This window comes from Nocardioides marmoribigeumensis, from assembly GCF_031458325.1.
Taxonomy (GTDB): Bacteria; Actinomycetota; Actinomycetes; order Propionibacteriales; family Nocardioidaceae; genus Marmoricola_A; species Marmoricola_A marmoribigeumensis.
In genome coordinates, this window is record NZ_JAVDYG010000001.1 from 458,071 (window position 1) to 473,034 (window position 14,964).

Annotated in this window: 16 protein-coding genes; 5 read left to right on the forward strand and 11 right to left on the reverse strand. The window is 74.5% G+C overall.

All coding sequences use genetic code 11. The features are described 5' to 3' along the window. Positions 1 to 54: 54 nt before the first annotated feature. Positions 55 to 837, forward strand: coding sequence for an inositol monophosphatase family protein (locus J2S63_RS02225; RefSeq protein ID WP_310298056.1), 783 nt, complete (start codon positions 55 to 57; stop codon positions 835 to 837). Here J2S63_RS02225 and J2S63_RS02230 read toward each other — a convergent pair. Genes J2S63_RS02230 through J2S63_RS02250 form a run of 5 tightly spaced genes read right to left on the reverse strand, consistent with a single transcriptional unit; the run spans position 804 to position 6,598 of the window. Further along, a complete protein-coding gene (locus J2S63_RS02230) occupies positions 804 to 2,093 on the reverse strand; it encodes an MFS transporter (RefSeq protein WP_310298058.1) in 1,290 nt (429 codons plus the stop codon). The two genes, J2S63_RS02225 and J2S63_RS02230, sit on opposite strands and share 34 nt — an antisense overlap. Beyond that, positions 2,090 to 2,686 (reverse strand): helix-turn-helix domain-containing protein, encoded by a 597-nt coding sequence (locus tag J2S63_RS02235; RefSeq protein ID WP_310298060.1) that lies wholly within the window; start codon positions 2,684 to 2,686, stop codon positions 2,090 to 2,092. The genes J2S63_RS02230 and J2S63_RS02235 overlap by 4 nt, the downstream gene beginning before the upstream one ends. A gap of 54 nt (positions 2,687 to 2,740) precedes the next feature. Then, a complete protein-coding gene (locus J2S63_RS02240; RefSeq protein ID WP_310298062.1) occupies positions 2,741 to 3,583 on the reverse strand; it encodes a zinc metalloprotease in 843 nt (280 codons plus the stop codon). Beyond that, positions 3,584 to 5,425: a CocE/NonD family hydrolase gene (locus tag J2S63_RS02245; protein WP_310298064.1), complete on the reverse strand. Its 1,842-nt coding sequence runs from the start codon at positions 5,423 to 5,425 to the stop codon at positions 3,584 to 3,586. It abuts the gene before it with no gap. A gap of 3 nt (positions 5,426 to 5,428) precedes the next feature. Next, a complete protein-coding gene (locus J2S63_RS02250) occupies positions 5,429 to 6,598 on the reverse strand; it encodes an alkaline phosphatase family protein (RefSeq protein ID WP_310298066.1) in 1,170 nt (389 codons plus the stop codon). Positions 6,599 to 6,716: 118 nt separating this feature from the next. On the opposite strand from J2S63_RS02250, the gene J2S63_RS02255 reads away from it, so the two are divergent. Further along, a complete protein-coding gene (locus J2S63_RS02255; RefSeq protein ID WP_310298069.1) occupies positions 6,717 to 6,974 on the forward strand; it encodes a hypothetical protein in 258 nt (85 codons plus the stop codon). Here the strand turns inward: J2S63_RS02255 and J2S63_RS02260 are convergent. Then, a complete protein-coding gene (locus J2S63_RS02260) occupies positions 6,959 to 7,498 on the reverse strand; it encodes a NifU-related iron-sulfur-binding protein (protein WP_310298070.1) in 540 nt (179 codons plus the stop codon). The two genes, J2S63_RS02255 and J2S63_RS02260, sit on opposite strands and share 16 nt — an antisense overlap. 81 nt (positions 7,499 to 7,579) lie before the next feature. Between J2S63_RS02260 and J2S63_RS02265 the strand changes: the two genes are divergently transcribed. Next, positions 7,580 to 8,629, forward strand: coding sequence for a serine hydrolase domain-containing protein (locus tag J2S63_RS02265; RefSeq protein ID WP_310298072.1), 1,050 nt, complete (start codon positions 7,580 to 7,582; stop codon positions 8,627 to 8,629). 6 nt (positions 8,630 to 8,635) lie between these two features. Here J2S63_RS02265 and J2S63_RS02270 read toward each other — a convergent pair whose 3' ends face one another. The 4 genes from J2S63_RS02270 to J2S63_RS02285 form a co-directional block, all read right to left on the reverse strand. Then, complete coding sequence (locus tag J2S63_RS02270) at positions 8,636 to 9,892, reverse strand: oxidoreductase (protein WP_310298074.1); 1,257 nt, start codon at positions 9,890 to 9,892, stop codon at positions 8,636 to 8,638. Between the two features lie 4 nt (positions 9,893 to 9,896). Continuing rightward, positions 9,897 to 10,499 carry a TetR/AcrR family transcriptional regulator gene (locus J2S63_RS02275; protein WP_310298076.1) on the reverse strand — a complete coding sequence of 201 codons (603 nt, stop codon included), beginning with the start codon at positions 10,497 to 10,499 and terminating at the stop codon, positions 9,897 to 9,899. A 140-nt stretch (positions 10,500 to 10,639) separates the two neighbouring features. Next, positions 10,640 to 12,118, reverse strand: a complete 1,479-nt coding sequence (locus J2S63_RS02280; protein ID WP_310298078.1) for a PH domain-containing protein — start codon at positions 12,116 to 12,118, stop codon at positions 10,640 to 10,642. 7 nt (positions 12,119 to 12,125) lie between these two features. Then, positions 12,126 to 12,635, reverse strand: coding sequence for a PH domain-containing protein (locus J2S63_RS02285; protein ID WP_310298080.1), 510 nt, complete (start codon positions 12,633 to 12,635; stop codon positions 12,126 to 12,128). A 94-nt stretch (positions 12,636 to 12,729) separates the two neighbouring features. On the opposite strand from J2S63_RS02285, the gene J2S63_RS02290 reads away from it, so the two are divergent. Further along, complete coding sequence (locus J2S63_RS02290; protein ID WP_310298082.1) at positions 12,730 to 13,650, forward strand: LLM class flavin-dependent oxidoreductase; 921 nt, start codon at positions 12,730 to 12,732, stop codon at positions 13,648 to 13,650. Positions 13,651 to 13,654: 4 nt separating this feature from the next. After that, complete coding sequence (locus J2S63_RS02295) at positions 13,655 to 14,335, forward strand: trimeric intracellular cation channel family protein (protein WP_310298084.1); 681 nt, start codon at positions 13,655 to 13,657, stop codon at positions 14,333 to 14,335. A gap of 9 nt (positions 14,336 to 14,344) precedes the next feature. On the opposite strand, the gene J2S63_RS02300 is transcribed toward J2S63_RS02295, so the two are convergent. Continuing rightward, complete coding sequence (locus J2S63_RS02300; RefSeq protein ID WP_310298087.1) at positions 14,345 to 14,887, reverse strand: TetR/AcrR family transcriptional regulator; 543 nt, start codon at positions 14,885 to 14,887, stop codon at positions 14,345 to 14,347. Between the last annotated feature and the right edge of the window lie 77 nt (positions 14,888 to 14,964).

A 14,964-nucleotide genomic window follows, 5' to 3' on the forward strand; every position in this document is an offset into this window, starting at 1 on the left:
AGGTCCACCGGGACGCCCGGACGGTCCGGACCGGAGCGTGGCTAGCCTGGGGCCATGGAGACCGACGAGGTGCTGCGGCTGCTGCAGGACGTGGCGGCCGAGGTGGTCAACCCGCGGTTCCGCTCCCTGGACGAGGCCGAGATCGCCGAGAAGCAGCCCGGCGACCTGGTCACCGCCGCCGACCACGAGTCCGAGGAGCTCCTCACCGCCGCGCTCCTGGAGGCCTACCCCGACGCGGTGGTGCTGGGCGAGGAGGCCTACGCCACCGACCCGCACCTGATCCAGCGCTTCGTCGACGCCGAGCACGCCTTCACCGTCGACCCGGTCGACGGCACCCGCAACTTCGTCCACGGCTCCCCCGACCACGCCGTCATGTGCGCCGAGGTGGTCGGCGGCGAGACCACGCGGGCGTGGGTGTGGCAGCCCCAGCACGAGACGGCGTACGTCGCGGAGCGCGGCGGCGGCACGTGGCGCAACGGCGAGCGCCTGACCCGGCCGCCGGTGGTCGGCGACCCGGTCGGCGCGACCTCGCGGCGGCGGTGGCGCACCGGCCGGCTGGGCGACCTCCCGCAGCTGCGCAACACGTGGTGGTGCTGCGGGGTCGACTACCCCCACCTGATCGAGGGCGACACCGACTACCTGCTCTACGGCCACCCCAAGCCGTGGGACCACGCCCCGACCGGGCTGCTGGTCACCGAGGCCGGCGGCGTCGTGGGCGACCTCGAGGGCAACGCCTACACCGCGTGGACGCACACCTCGCTCATCGTCGCCGCCGCCGACCGCACGACCTACGACCGGGTGCGTCAGGCGGTCGCCGCGGACTCACGGCTCGGCTGAGGATCCGTGGCGGGCGCCTCGCGCGCCGCGACCCAGTAGAGCGGGGCGCCGAGCGCGAGCACCGCACCGCCGACCCACATCGCGGCACTGACCGAGACACCGCCGGCCAGCGCCGTGAGGCAGATCAGGCCGAGCGCGCCGGCCGGCTGGGAGAACAGCGAGTTGAGCGAGACGACAGTGGCTCGCACGTCGCTCGTGGCGTTGCGGTGCAGCAGCGTGCTGTGCGCCGCGCCGCCGATGCCGTGGAAGGAGTAGCAGGCGAGGTAGACCGCGAGCACGCCGGCCAGGCCACCCAGCACACCCATCATCACGACCGTCAGGCCGAGCAGGACCCGCGAGACGACCCCCGCGGTGCCGATGCCCAGGCGCCGGCCGAGCCACGGCATCGCCGCGGACCCTGCCGCGGCGGCGACCCAGGCAGCGGTCGCCGCCGGGCCGGTGATGGCGGCCGCGGCCTGGGGCCCGCTGGTCACCTCGGCCAGCCGCACGGGCAGCAGCGACTCGTAGGTGCCGACGCCCAGCCCCCACAGCAGCTCGAGCAGGACCAGGGCGACCAGGGCACGCGACCCCCGCAGCAGGCGGGCGCCGGACACGACCGTGCGGGGCACCGCGCGGATGGAGGCGCGGAGCCCCTCGGCGTCGTGCCGCGGCGGCTCGGACATCAGCGCGAGCACCGCGACGAGGCTCAGGACGTGGACCACCAGGGACGCCACGACCGGCAGGGTCAGCGCGTCGACCCGTGAGGTCGGGTCCCAGGCGATGAGGCCACCGGCCACGACCGACCCGGTGGCGATCGCCAGCGACACGACCGTGCCGTAGAGGCTCATGCCACGGTCGATGCGCGCGGCCGGGTCCGCCGCCTGCGCCGCGTCGACGTACCACGCGTCGAGCGGGCCGCTGTCGAGCGCGCGGTAGACACCCAGGAGGGCGAACACCGCGGCGAAGGCGACGAACGAGTGGGCGACGACGAGCAGCCCGATCGAGGCCATGGCGAAGAGCACCGCGGCCGCCTGCACCGGACGCCGGCCGATGCTGTCGGCGAAGCCCCCGGTGGGCAGCTCGAGGGCGAAGACCACCCAGCCCTGCATCGAGGCGGCGACACCGATCTGGGCCAGCGTCAGGCCGCGGTCGAGGGGCAGCAGGACGAAGACCGGGATGAGGAACCCGACCGACAGCCATCGCAGGGCGGCCAGGAACAGGAAGCGGCGCAGGACGGTGCGCTCGGACATCACGTGCGCTGCGTCCACCGCGCTCACAGCGGCCACTCCCCCCGGATCGGGACGGTGTGGAACAGGACGACGACGCGCTCGGCGCCGTCGACCCCGGCCTGACGGCCCGCGGCGACGGACCGCTCACGGAAGCGCTGGACGGTGTCCCACAGCTCGGTGCCCAGCGCCTCGGCCTCTGCCGGGGTGAGCACGACCATGTCGTCGCTCGAGGCGGCGACGTCGACCCACTCCGGCTCCCAGTCGCGCTCCTCGGCCATCCACTGGTCGAGCAGGCGCTGCTGCCAGCGGTACCACTCGCGTCGCACGCTCACCGACGCCTTGTGCGCCTCGGGGTCGCCGAGGAAGTCCGAGGGCGACCACGAGGTCGCGGTGTGGGCGGCCCGCCACCAGCGCTCCCGCTTGGTGCCGCGGTCGGTCTCCTCCTCGACGAAGCCGACCTCGGCCAGCTTGCGCAGGTGGTAGCTGGTGACGCCGCTGGACTCCCCCACCCGCTCGGCCAGCCCGCTGGCGGTGGCCGGGCCGTCGGCCCGCAGGAGGCTCAGGAGCCGGCCGCGCAGCGGGTGGGCGAGGGCCGCGAGGGCCTCGGGGTCCTGGACACGGATGGTCGGACGCTCGGTCATGCGACCACCGTAGTCCCATGCAAAGGCTCTTTGCAAACATCCTTTGCATCTTGCTCAGCAGCGACCCTGCCCCACTGCCCGGAGCCCCGTGCGGTCACCGATGCCGAAGTCGGTGCGGCCGACGTTCTCCCCGTGCATGAGCTGCGTGACGTCGTCGGTGTGCCCCAGGCCGACCAGGTGGCCGAGCTCGTGCAGCACGACCGCCTTCACCGCGGCCCGGCCGTCGCGGTCGAGGATCTCCCCCAGCTGCGGGGCGTCCAGCGCCACCTGCCCGCTGACGTAGCGCGAGCGGAACGACCCACCCACGGCCGTGCTGCCCCCCAGGCCGGCCACGTCGCCCTCGAGCTCGGGGATCCGGTCGGGGGTCGTCCAGGCGACCAGGACCGGCTGGCGCTCGCCGCGGGCCTGGTCAGGGACGGGCTGCTCCCCCGTGGTGCCCGCCAGCCGCAGCCGGAGCCCGGTCAGGCGCCCCACCTCGGCGAGCGACTCCTCGACGATCCCGTCGGTGCCCTTCGGCGCGATCGTGTCGTTCTCGACGACCACGATCTCCTTGCAGGGCGAGTAGGTCACCGGCAGGCGCGGGTTGACCGGCTGGGTCGCCATGAACTCATAGCTCCCCGCCGACTTCTCGTCGTTGCCGCCCGGGCGGAACGCGTCGCCCAGCACGCTCACGTCGTAGCCCATCACCCGCACGAGGAACGACCAGAGCCCCAGCGCGACCACCACGAGCAGGATGACCGCCGTGCCCAGGCGACCGCCCGCACGGCGCCGAGACGGCGGTGGGCCCGTCCAGGCGGCCTGGGCGTCGAGCCGGTCCAGCTCACGCAGCTGCCGCATCATCGCGCGGCGCCGCCGCCGCGGGCCGAGGGTCAGCGAGTCGAGGAACCGTCCGCGCACTCAGCCCACCCGGGCGGGGAGCGTGAACGTCGACCCCGGCCCGGTCCGGACGGTGAGCACGTCGGCCACCTTGGCGTTGTACGACGTGGCGTCGGTCGAGCACAGCACCAGCCGGACCCGGTGGCCCTTGCCGAAGCGGTGGGCGAAGCCGAGCAGCTTGATCCGGACCGGGTCCCCCACCGCACTCGCCGGGACCCGCACGGGCGCGACCAGCCGGTGGATGAGGGTCGCCCCGCCGCCGGGCGCGACGTCGTACACCTTGGCGAAGAAGACCATGTCCTGCCCGTTGCTGTTGGTGATCCGCAGGCGGGCCGACGGGACACCGACGGCGTGGACGGCCTGGCCGAACCGACCCGAGGTGAACGCGGCGAACTGCCCCTGCTGCTCGGTCGGCGGGGTCGTCACCTGCGGTGACGCGTCGGGTCCGGAGAAGTTCGAGGTCTCGGAGTAGGCCGCCGGCTGGCCGCCGGGCGGGTTGAGGAAGGTCGCCGACCCCGCGACCGGGTCGGCCCGCACCAGCCGGTCGGTGGACGAGAGCGTGAACATCGTGGCCCGGTGGCGGATCGGGAAGCTCGCGGCCGCGCCGTACTGCTCGTCGTCGGGACCGCGGCCGTCGTACCTCACCCACGAGCGGTAGTAGGTGAACGCGGGCCCACGCCCTGCTCGGGTGTGGCGCAGCCAGTGGTCCATCCAGCCCAGGGAGCGCAGCGGGAGGTAGCAGCGGTCGAGCTTGCGCACGCGGCGCAGCGTGCCGTCGTAGGCCTCGCACTCGCCGGGCTCGGAGGAGTAGCCGCCGTGGCCACCGGAGTTCCAGATCATCCCGACGGGCACCCCGCGGCGCGCGAGCGCGCGGTAGGTCGAGGCGGCGTCGTTGAGGTTGAACAGGGTGTCGCTCTGCCCCTGCACGAGCAGGACGGGGACCTCGACCTTCGAGAGGAAGGAGGAGGCCGAGGCGCGCGCGACCAGCCGTCGACCGGCGGCGTCGGAGTCACCGGTCGCGGTGAGCCGGGAGTAGAGCTCGCACACCGCGAGGTAGAAGCCGGGGCAGCCCGTGGCGCCGATCTCGGCCGGGTCGCCGGAGGCCTGCTTGGCCGCAGCGCAGCCGCCGTGCCCGTTGGCCGGCTCGGAGTTGCCCGAGGCGAAGAACAGCGAGGTCCACTCCTGCTTGAAGACGCCCTGCAGGTTGAGCGTGTGCGTGAAGCCGGTGCGGTCGCCCGGGACCACGCGGTTGTTGGGGTCGAGGGAGTAGCGCAGGTTGTTCCAGGTCCGGCCGACGATGCTCGTGCGCACCCGCCGGTCGGCGGCAGCGAGCGGGAGCTGGATGCCGCCGCCGTACGACCCGCCGATCGTGCCGACGACGACGCCCCGCCGGTCGTGACGCACGTAGCGCTTGGTGCCGAGGACCTTGGTGATCAGCTGCCGTGCGGCCTTGACGTCCCAGTCGGCCGACTGGAGCGTGATGCACCCGCCGCTGGCACCGAAGCCGGACGAGGTGTAGGTCAGCACGACGTAGCCGTGCGCGGCGAAGAAGCGCGCGGTCGTCGCCACCTCGTTGGAGGTCTTGTCCAGGCCGAAGCCGTGGGTCATGAGGATCGCCGGCTGGGGCGTGCGCCGCGTGGCGTTGTCGGGCACGTAGAGGCGCGTGTCGATGTCGATCGCGACGTCCCGGTCGGGTCCGGTCCGCACCGGCACCATCCGGTCGTAGGTCTTCCAGCTGTGGGTCCCGTTGCGGACCCGCACGTGGTCGGACGCCGCGTCGGCCGTGGTCGGAGGGGCGAGCAGCGCGAGCACCAGGCCCGCCAGCAGCGCCGCCGGGACGCGGCCCCACGTGTGTCGCCCCATGGCTCACCCCTGCCAGTCGCTGTTGTAGACGTCCAGCCCGAAGGTACGTCGCCCAGGGGTCGCTGCGTAGCCGATCTTGCCCAACCCGAAGATCTCCTCGACCGACCCGAGCAGCGCGTAGTGGTTGTAGCCGTAGGACGACGACGTGCCCGGCCTGGTCCACCGCGAGATCGCGAGCAGCCCGATCCGGCCGCCGCCCGGTCCGGCGATGCCCGGCTGGGCGCTGTTGGCGGTGCCCGCGTCGCCGCAGCACGCGCGGGAGTCCTTCCTGGGCCCGTCGGACTCGTCGGCGGTGATCAGCAGGAGCCCGTCCTGGCGGAACGCCGGCGAGGCCAGGATCCGCGGGACCCACGTGCGCATCCAGCGGTTGACGCTGGCCAGGCCGCCGGGCTCGCCGTCGGCGCAGGGCGAGTCGTGCCCGTCGTGGCACAGGTCGGGCGTGACGTAGCTCAGGTGGGGCGTGGTGCTCACGCTCTGCAGGTCGACGGTCAGGTCCTTCAAGGGCCGCACGTGGCGGGCGCAGTAGCGCGGCCGGTCGATGATGTCGTGGAAGTAGACGAACGGGTTGTGCTTGGTCGCATAGGCGCGCGTCGCGGTCGCCCGCTGCCACGGGTCCGTCGTACCGACCCTGGGGTGCTGGCACGGCGTGCCCATGCCCTCCATGTAGCCCTTCCACGACAGGCCGTGCGCACTCAGCTGGCCGGCCACCGTGCGGACCCCGGCCGGGAAGACGCACCCTCTGTTGCCGACCGCCTGTCCGGGACTCTGCGTGGCGGTGCGCAGGAAGTCGGCGAAGACGTGGCAGTCGCGCTGCATGTCCGCGTTGACGCCCTGCCCGCTGACCTGCGCGACGTAGTTGCCCTGCGAGTTGTGCGCGGTTGCGTAGTAGCTCGTCAGGAGCACGCCCTTGCTCCGAAGGGTCGTGGCGAGGTACGGCGCGCGCGACTCCGCGCCCCACGTGCGGGCGAAGCCCTTGTTCTCGATGTTCACCACGAACACGTGCCCCACCGGCGGCACCCTCGTCAGCCGGGCCGTCGCCTGGCTGAGCGCGAGCGTCCCGCCGGGGTCGTCGGACCCGGCGGTCTCGTGCACGAACGCGACCAGCGCGGTCAGGGTGATCAGCGCCGCCACCAGGACGGCCGCCACCCGGGGGAAGGAGGGGTGCGAGCTCACCGGCCCACTATCCCCCGCCCTCTCGCCTCCCACGGTCATTTCCCGCCACCGATGGCGAGGCCAGGAGTCGCCTGTGCACCGGAGAGAAAGTGTCGGAGCTCGGTGGTGGGATGAGGTCATGACAGCGACCGCCGGGTTCACCGCCCCCGCCCCTGAGGACCTGACCTCCCAGGGCCGTGGGTGGCGCCGTGAGGTGCTGCTGTCCGGGGTCCGTGCCGAGCAGCGCACGATCGAGGCCGCCGAGGCCCGCAAGCTGTCCCTGGTCACCGAGTGGGCCGACCTGATCAGCGCCGCCGACCGCGGCGGACCACCCGCCGCCTACCGCTGGGACTCACCCCTCGGCCACGCCTACCTCGTCACCTACCCCCTGGACTGAGGCACGCCGTCGCGGCGGGTGGGCGAGAGCTCGAGCAGGGTCGGCGGGGCGACCACCTCGACCATGACGGAGGCGGCGTCGGGCAGGGCAGCCAGGAGCCGTTCCTCGACCTCGGGGACCACGCCGGCCGAGCCTGCGGCGACGGACAGGCGGACGTGCACGGTGCCCGACGCCTCGACCCCGACCAGCTCCAGGGCGAGTGCGGGCGCCGTCTCGTGCAGCCGTCGTACGGCGTGCGCGGCGCGGGTCGGGAGGTCGAGCGGGTGCAGGTCGTGCAGCACGAGCAGGCCGTCCACCGACGGGTCGTCCGCGAGCTCGACCAGCACGCTCCGATCGACCCCGGCGACCAGGCGCCCGAGGCCCTCCCGGTGCAGGGCGAGGACGGCCCGCACCAGCTCCTGCGCCGTCGCGGCGACCTGGGGCGAGGCCGTGGCGACGAGCTGGTCGAGCAGCTCGTCGATGCGCGCGTGCGGGTCGTCCGGCGGCGCGGCCCCGCCTTGGGTGGGGATCCCCTGCTCGCTCATGCCCGGCAACCTACTGTCCGGCCGACGCCTCGCGCGAGAGCGGCACGGTTCGCGCCGATCGTGCCGTGGCAGCATCGGCCCATGGACCGGCTCGAGACCCGCCTGCGCGACCTGCTGAGCGGGTGGGTCGCCGAGGGCCGCGAGCCCGGCGGCGCCGTCGCCGTGGCCCGCGACGGAGAGCTCGTCGAGGTCCTCGCCGGCACCGTCGACGGCACGCACCCATGGGCCTCCGGCACGCTGGTGATGACCTGGTCGGTGGCCAAGCCGTTCGCCGCCCTCACGGTCCTGGGCGTCGTGGCCGAGGGGGCCCTGGGGCTCGACCAGCCGGTGGCCGACCTCTGGCCGGCGTACGCCGCGCGGGGGAAGGAGGCCACCACCGTCCGCCACGTGCTCAGCCACGCCGCGGGGGTGCCGGTCTTCCCCGAGGCAGCCGCCCACCTCGAGCACGACGACCGCGAGGGCCTGGTCGCGCTCCTCGCCGGGGCCGAGCCCTGGCACGCGCCGGGGGCGGGTGTCGCCGAGCACGCGCTGACCTACGGCCACCTCTGCGACGAGCTCGTGCGCCGCGCGACCGGTGAGGACCTGGCCGACCGCTTCGCCACCCTGGCCGCTGCGCACGACTGGGACCTCCACCTGCGGGTCGGCCCGGCCGACCTGAGCCGTGTCGCGGACGTGGTGCCGCTGGCGGGCTGGCCGCAGACCTACACCGAGGACCCGCGCTGGGGACCGGCCCTGACGCGGCCGCCGGGGCTGCTGGAGCCCGGCACCATGAACAGCGAGCGCTTCCGCACGAGCTCGTTCCCCGCGGTGGCCCTGCACGCGAGCGCCCGCGGGCTGGCCAGGTTCTACGCCGGCCTGCTGCCCGAGGACGGCCCGGTCGCGCGGCTGCTCGGACCCGAGCTCCACCGGGCTTTCGTCACCGCCCAGGCCAGCGGCCACGACCTCGTGCTCGACCGCGAGGTCGCCTGGACCCTGGGGTTCCAGGTCGACGGCGAGGCGGTGGGCATGGGCGGCGCCGGCGGCTGCAGCGCCTGGGTCGCGCACGACGGCACCGCCGTCGGCTGGGTCACCCGCGGCCTCGGCGACCACGACCGCGTCGACGCGCTCTGGGACGCCCTCGCCCAGGGGTGAACGCCCTCAGGCGGTGGCGACCAGGCGGGCTCGGCGCCGCCGCGCGGACAGACCCCGCACGGCCTCGCCGGCCACGAACCCCGTGGCGGCCCTGACCGGGTGCAGACCCCGGTGCGGGTCACGGCCGGCGCCCAGCCGGCCGAGCTGGGTCTCGTACCACTCCGACTCCCCCGCGATGCCCGCCAAGCCCATCAACGACGGGAGGCGGTAGGCCGGGAGCTGCTCCCCCTCGCCGCCCTCGAGCAGCCGCCGGGGCAGGTCGGGGTCGATCGCGATCGGGCGCCCCAGACCGATGAGGTCCACCGCACCGGAGCCCAGGAGCGCCTCCATCGCGGCCCGTGTGCGGATGCCTCCGGTGAGCATCACGGGCAAGTCGGGCGCAGCGGCGCGGGCCCGCGTCGCGAAGGCGGCGAAGTAGGCCTCCTTGGCCCCGACCGGCGTCCCCTCCTCCTCGGCCTCGGGCACGTCGATGCCGAACAGCGCGGGGTTCTCGTAGGTGCCGCCGGAGACCTCCAGGAAGTCGATCCCCTCCTCGGCGAGCAGCCGGACCACCTGCTCCGCGTCGTCCTGGGTGAAGCCGCCGTGGCGGAAGTCCGAGGCGTTGAGCTTGACCGAGACCGAGAAGCCGTCGCCGGTCGCGGCCTTGGCCGCTCGCACCGCCTCGAGGAGCGCGCGGGCACGCCCGGCGACGTCGCCGCCCCACCGGTCGGTGCGCCGGTTGACGTGCGGGGACAGGAACTGCGCGAGCAGGTAGCCGTGGGCGGCGTGGACCTGGACCCCGTCGAGACCGGCCTGCTCCACCAGGGCCGCAGCGGTGCCGAACGCCGCGACCACGGCCTCGACCTCGTCGGCCGACAGCTCACGCGGCTTGCCGAACAGGCCGAGCATCGGGACCGCCCCGCCCGCGCTCGGCGCGACCGGCGTGCTCGCCACGAACCGGTTGGTCTGGCGTCCGGGGTGGTTGAGCTGGGCGACCATCGGCGTGCCCGCCGCGGCCTCGCGCACCCGCGCGAGCCGGCGTACGTCGAGGTGCCGGTCGGCGACCACGTTGCGGCTGCGCTCGAGGAAGCGACGGTCGACCATGAGGTTGCCGGTGACCAGCAGGCCGGAGCCCCCCTCGGCCCAGCGGCGGTAGAGCCGCTCGAGCCGCTCGGTGGGCTGGTTGTCGGCGTCGGCGAGGTTCTCGGTCATCGCCGCCTTGACGATGCGGTGGGGCAGGGCCAGGCCGCTGGGCAGGACGAGCGGCTCGTCGAGTCGGGTCACCGGCTCAGGCCCCCGCCCCCGTGTCGACGATCGCGCGGACGATCTCCTCCGGGGTCGCCCGGATCTCCCCGGACAGCCACGCCACCACGATGTCGGTGGTGCCGGAGACGAGCAGGCGGCAGGCGAGGTACTTCGTGGTCTCGGTCTCCCCCGGCAGCAGCGGCGGGGGGAGCACGACCGAGCAGACGAAGCCGGTGAACTCCTCGACCGCCTCGGCGCGCCGCGGCCCCAGGGCGGGGTGGCCGGCACTCTCGGCGTAGAGCCTGGCCCGGCGGGAGTCCCGGCCGAGCACCTCCAGGAGCATGCGCACGACCGCCTCGGACCTCGCCCGCCGGCCGCCGGTGTCCGGCATCGCGACCTCCATGGCCACCCGGATGTCGGTGTAGAGGTCGTCGGCGAGGGCGACCAGCAGCGTGTCCCGGTCGGCGAAGCTCTCGTAGAAGTAGCGCTTGCCGAGCTGGGCCTCGCTGCAGATCAGGTCGACCGTCACGGCCGCGACGCCGTGCTCCCCGATGATCGCCAGGGTCGCGTCCATCAGCCGGGCCCGGCGTGCCGCGACCCGGTCCACTGCACTCACACCGCCGTAGGGGCGTCGGGCGATCGGCATGGCCCCATTGTCGTGCGTCACCGGCCGCCGGTCACCTCGGGGGCCCGCCCACCCGGACGTCTTTGCCGTGGCTCGCCCGCAGGGGTGGGGCTCAGCGTGTTCCGCGACGACGGTCCGTCGAGTCCTGGAGCCGCCCCGGCTCAGGCCACGAACGGCAGGACCATCTCCGGCGTCGCGTCCAGGGCGAGGGCGGTCGCGTCGGCCAGCGGCAGGTCGAGGACGCGCACGGACTCGCGGCCGGCCGCGGTCGTGGCGACCAGCGTCGCCAGGCCCACACGCCGCTGGAACACGGTCTGGGTGAGCACCCATCCGATGATCCCGTCCCGCTCGAGGACCGTGCGGCGACGGTCGAGCAGCCCTCCCCCGACGACCAGGTGGCCCGGGGTGAGGCGGTGGCCCAGGTGGCGGTACGACGCCTCCGCGAGCCAGGCGCCCAGCGCCGGCAGCGCGAGCACGACGAGCCACGGCCACCAGCCGGTGAGCACGCCGGACCCCGCCAGGACGGCGACCACGACCGCCGCGAGCACCGTCGGCACCAGCCCCCGCACGTGACGCCGGCGCCGGGCGGCGGGCCCGTGCCGGAGCAATGTGGTGGCGAACGCCCCGCCGACGCCGAGCAGCCGGTCACCCACCTGCTCGGCCACCTCCAGCGGGCAGGGCGGCAGCACCTTGGTCGTGCCGCCCTTGCCGACACCGGTCGACAGGGCGTTGAGCTCGGCACCGCGGACGAGCCGCATGAGGACGGGCTCGACCAGCTCGACCCCGCGCACCCGCGCCTCCTCCACGGTCGTGGAGCGCGTGGTGAGCAGGCCCGCGCTCACGTGCACCGCACCGCCCTCACGGGCGACCACCAGCTCACCCCACTGCAGGACGTAGCCGGCGCAGGCGATGAGCACCCAGCCGACGGTGCCCCCCACGACGAGCAGGACCACGACGAGGAGGATGCCGAGCCGCACCACCTCGTCGTAGGTCCCCTGGACCACGCCCTCGAGGTCGACGCCGATGTCGTCGCCCAGTTGGGCCAGGACGCCGAGGGCCGCGGCGACGACCGCGAGCCGGCCGAGGCTGAACGGCGCGAACCGCACCCACGACCAGTCGAGCTCGGCGAGCAGCTCGCGCTGCGGTGCCGGCGCGGGCACGGCCTGCACCTGCGGGGCCGCCGGCGCGCCCGTGCGGGAGCGTTCGAGCAACCAGGTGCGCAGCGCCAGTGCGTCGGCCGCCGCGAGCGAGTCGAGCGTGATGCGCTCGTCGTCGACGCCGGTGCCGATGTCGACCTTGGCCAGGCCGAGGACCCGGTGGAACAGCGTGGCCTCGAGGTCGACGCTGCGGACCCGGTCGAGGGAGACCGTGACCAGGCGCTGGCCGATGAAGCGGCGACGCCAGACCAGGCGCCCGTCGCCGATGCGCCAGCGGGTCGTGGCCCACGGCACGACACCGGCCACCGCCGCGACGACGAGCACGACGATGCCCAGCAGGACCCCCGGCAGGCCGTCGCCCCTGCCGATGCCGATGGCCGCGATGACGAGGGGGAGGACCAGCCGACCGCCCGACCGCACCGGGTCCATGAGCATGATGCGGGGGTCCAGCCGTCGCCACTCCTCGAGGTCGGGCGTGCTCACCGGCGGCTCACGTCGCGTCGCCGCCCGTGGCCGCGGTGTCCCGGGTCAGGTCGGCGACCACGTCGCGGGCCAGTCCGGCGTCGAGGCCCTCGACTCGCACGGCCCCGGCCGAGGAGGCGGTCGTGACCAGCAGCGAGGCGAGGCCGAAGGCACGCATGAGCGCGGTCTGCGAGGTCGAGATCGTCTGGACCCGGCTGAGCGGGACGATGCGCACGTCGCGACGCAGCCAGCCCGACCGCGTGTAGACGGCCTCGTGGGTCACCTCCCAGCGGTGCACGCGGTAGCGCAGCCCCGGCATGACCAGCACGACGGCGAGCGAGGCGAGGAGCAGCCCCACCGCCACCACCCACGCCCACCACGCGGCGTCGCCGAGGGTCAGCACCGCGCCGCCGGCGACCAGCGCCAGCACCACGGACGGCACCGCCGAGAGCCGCCAGTAGCCCACGGCCCGGGGTGAGACCTGCTCCGACGGCTCGCGGAGCACCAGCTCGGGGGTGCGGGTCGGCTGCTCGGTCAAGGCGTCCTCACGGACCCGAGCCTAGGTGCAGCGCGGGCGGCCACAAGTCGACGGGCCGGCCACGGGGCCGGCCCGACGTCATACCCTCGCGTCCATGAGCGAGTCGGCCGGGTGGTCCCTGAGCACCGTGGTCCTCCCCCACCGACGCTGGGCCGACGGGGCGCGCGAGGACTGGCGCCTGGTCGAGGAGCTCGGCTTCGACACGGCCTACACCTACGACCACCTGTCGTGGCGCTCCTTCCGCGGCGGACCCTGGTTCGGCGCCGTCACCACGCTGGCGGCCGCGGCCGCGGTGACCTCGAGGATCCGCCTCGGCACGCTGGTGATCTCGCCCAACTTCCGCCACCCCGTCCCGCTGGCCAAGGAGCTCGTCGGGCTCGACGACCTCTCCGGTGGCAGGATCACCGCCGGGGTCGGGGCCGGCGGCACCGGCTTCGACGCGACCGCGCTGGGCCAGGAGCCCTGGTCCGCACGCGAGCGGGGCGAGCGCTTCGAGGAGTTCGTCGCGCTCCTCGACCGTCTGCTCACCGAGCCGGTGGTGACCCACGAGGGCCGGTTCTACTCCGCCCACGAGGCCGAGAACGTCCCCGGCTGCGTGCAGCGCCCGCGCCTGCCGCTCGCCGTCGCGGCCACCGGTCCGCGGGGGCTCGCGCTGGCCGCGCGGCACGGCCAGGCCTGGGTGACCTACGGCGACCCGCGGCTCGGGGCCGACGCGACGCCGGAGGAGTCCACCCGCGCCCTGGCCGGGCAGCTCGCCCGGGTCAGGGGGGCCTGCGAGGCACAGGGGCGGGACCCCGCCACGCTGCACCCGGTGCTGCTCACCGGCTCCACGCCCGAGGGCGCCGGCGTGCTGTCGTCGTACGACGCGTTCCTCGACTTCGCCGGACGCCACCTCGCGCTCGGCTTCCGGGAGGTCGTCGTCCACCTGCCGGTGCCGGAGTCCGTGCACGCCGCCGATCCCGCGGTCTTCGAGCGAGTCGCGCTCGAGGCGCGGCGCGACCTCGCGGGAGCCTGAGGTGGTGCCCCTGCCCCAGGACACGGTGCTCGACGCCCTGCGGTTCGTCGACCTGGTCGGCGTGCTCGCCAACGCCCTGCTCGGCGGCCTCGTCGCCCGCACGGCGCGGCTCGACCCGGTCGGCTTCGCCGTGCTCGCGATCGTGTCCGGACTCGGCGGCGGCCTGATCCGCGACACGCTGCTGCAGCGCGGCACACCCGTGGCCCTGATCGACGAGGCCTACGTCCTGACCGCGCTGGCCGGCGCCACCATCGCGTTCCTCCTGCCGGTCGAGGGCCGGCTGTGGGCCCGCGTCTTCCCGTACGTCGACGCGCTGGCCCTGGGCGCCTGGGCGGCGGCCGGCGCCCAGAAGACGCTGGTGCTGGGCCTCGGCTGGCTGCCGGCGATCCTGCTCGGCACGATCACCGCGGTGGGCGGCGGCCTCGTGCGCGAGGTGCTGCTCAACCGGGTGCCGTCGATCTTCGGCGGCAACACGCTCTATGCGACCTCGGCCCTCCTGGCCAGCGGCGTGATGGTCCTGCTCCACCAGGCGGGGCACGGCACGGCCGGGCTCGTCGTGACGACCGTGGTGGGGGCGGGGCTCACCCTCGCCGCGCGCTGGCGGGGCTGGCAGCTCCCCGACGCCTACGCCTGGCAGGGACGGCTGGCCACGCTGGCCCGACCACGCTGGCGTCGCCGGAGGTGAGAAGCCCGCTCAGCGCAGCAGCCCGTCGGCGATGACCGCCAGCATCGGGCGGACCGCCGGGGCCGGCAGGTCGCCGTTGTCGGCGACGGTCGCGACGCCGCCGGCCAGCCGGGCCATCTGGAGCGAGTCGACGTCGGGACGCAGGTCGCCGGCGAGCTTGTCGATCACCTGCTGGTTGGCCCCGCGCAACACCTCGCACTTGGTCCGGATCGGTGAGGCCGCGTCGTCGAGGGCGCCGGTGATGCGGGCGGCCCCGCCCTTGTGCACGGTGATCAGCCCGACGTAGGTCTCCAGCCAGCGCAGCAGCACCTCGCGCGCGTCGCCTCCGCCGGTGAGGACGTCCTCGACCGACCGGTTGACCCGGTCGACCCAGGCCTGCATGACGGCGTCGACCAGGTCGTCCCGGGTCGGGAAGTGACGGTAGAGCGTGCCGGGGCCGACCCCGGCTCGCTTGGCGATGTCGTCGAGGGGCGCGTCGTAGCCCTTCTCACGGAAGAGCTCGCGCGCGGCGTCCACGATCCTGGCGCGGTTGCGGACGGCATCGGCACGCACGAGCGGCACCTCCTCCAGGGACGGGTCGACATCGGGACTTGCTAAACGGAGACACTCTCCGTATCGTCGGAGAGGTT

Coding starts and splice junctions, on each gene's coding strand:
- J2S63_RS02225 (WP_310298056.1), top strand. CDS start 55: ATGGAGACCGACGAGGTGCTGCGGCTGCTGCAGGACGTGGCGGCCGAG.
- J2S63_RS02235 (WP_310298060.1), bottom strand. CDS start 2,686: ATGACCGAGCGTCCGACCATCCGTGTCCAGGACCCCGAGGCCCTCGCG.
- J2S63_RS02245 (WP_310298064.1), bottom strand. CDS start 5,425: ATGGGGCGACACACGTGGGGCCGCGTCCCGGCGGCGCTGCTGGCGGGC.
- J2S63_RS02255 (WP_310298069.1), top strand. CDS start 6,717: ATGACAGCGACCGCCGGGTTCACCGCCCCCGCCCCTGAGGACCTGACC.
- J2S63_RS02260 (WP_310298070.1), bottom strand. CDS start 7,498: ATGAGCGAGCAGGGGATCCCCACCCAAGGCGGGGCCGCGCCGCCGGAC.
- J2S63_RS02265 (WP_310298072.1), top strand. CDS start 7,580: ATGGACCGGCTCGAGACCCGCCTGCGCGACCTGCTGAGCGGGTGGGTC.
- J2S63_RS02275 (WP_310298076.1), bottom strand. CDS start 10,499: ATGCCGATCGCCCGACGCCCCTACGGCGGTGTGAGTGCAGTGGACCGG.
- J2S63_RS02290 (WP_310298082.1), top strand. CDS start 12,730: ATGAGCGAGTCGGCCGGGTGGTCCCTGAGCACCGTGGTCCTCCCCCAC.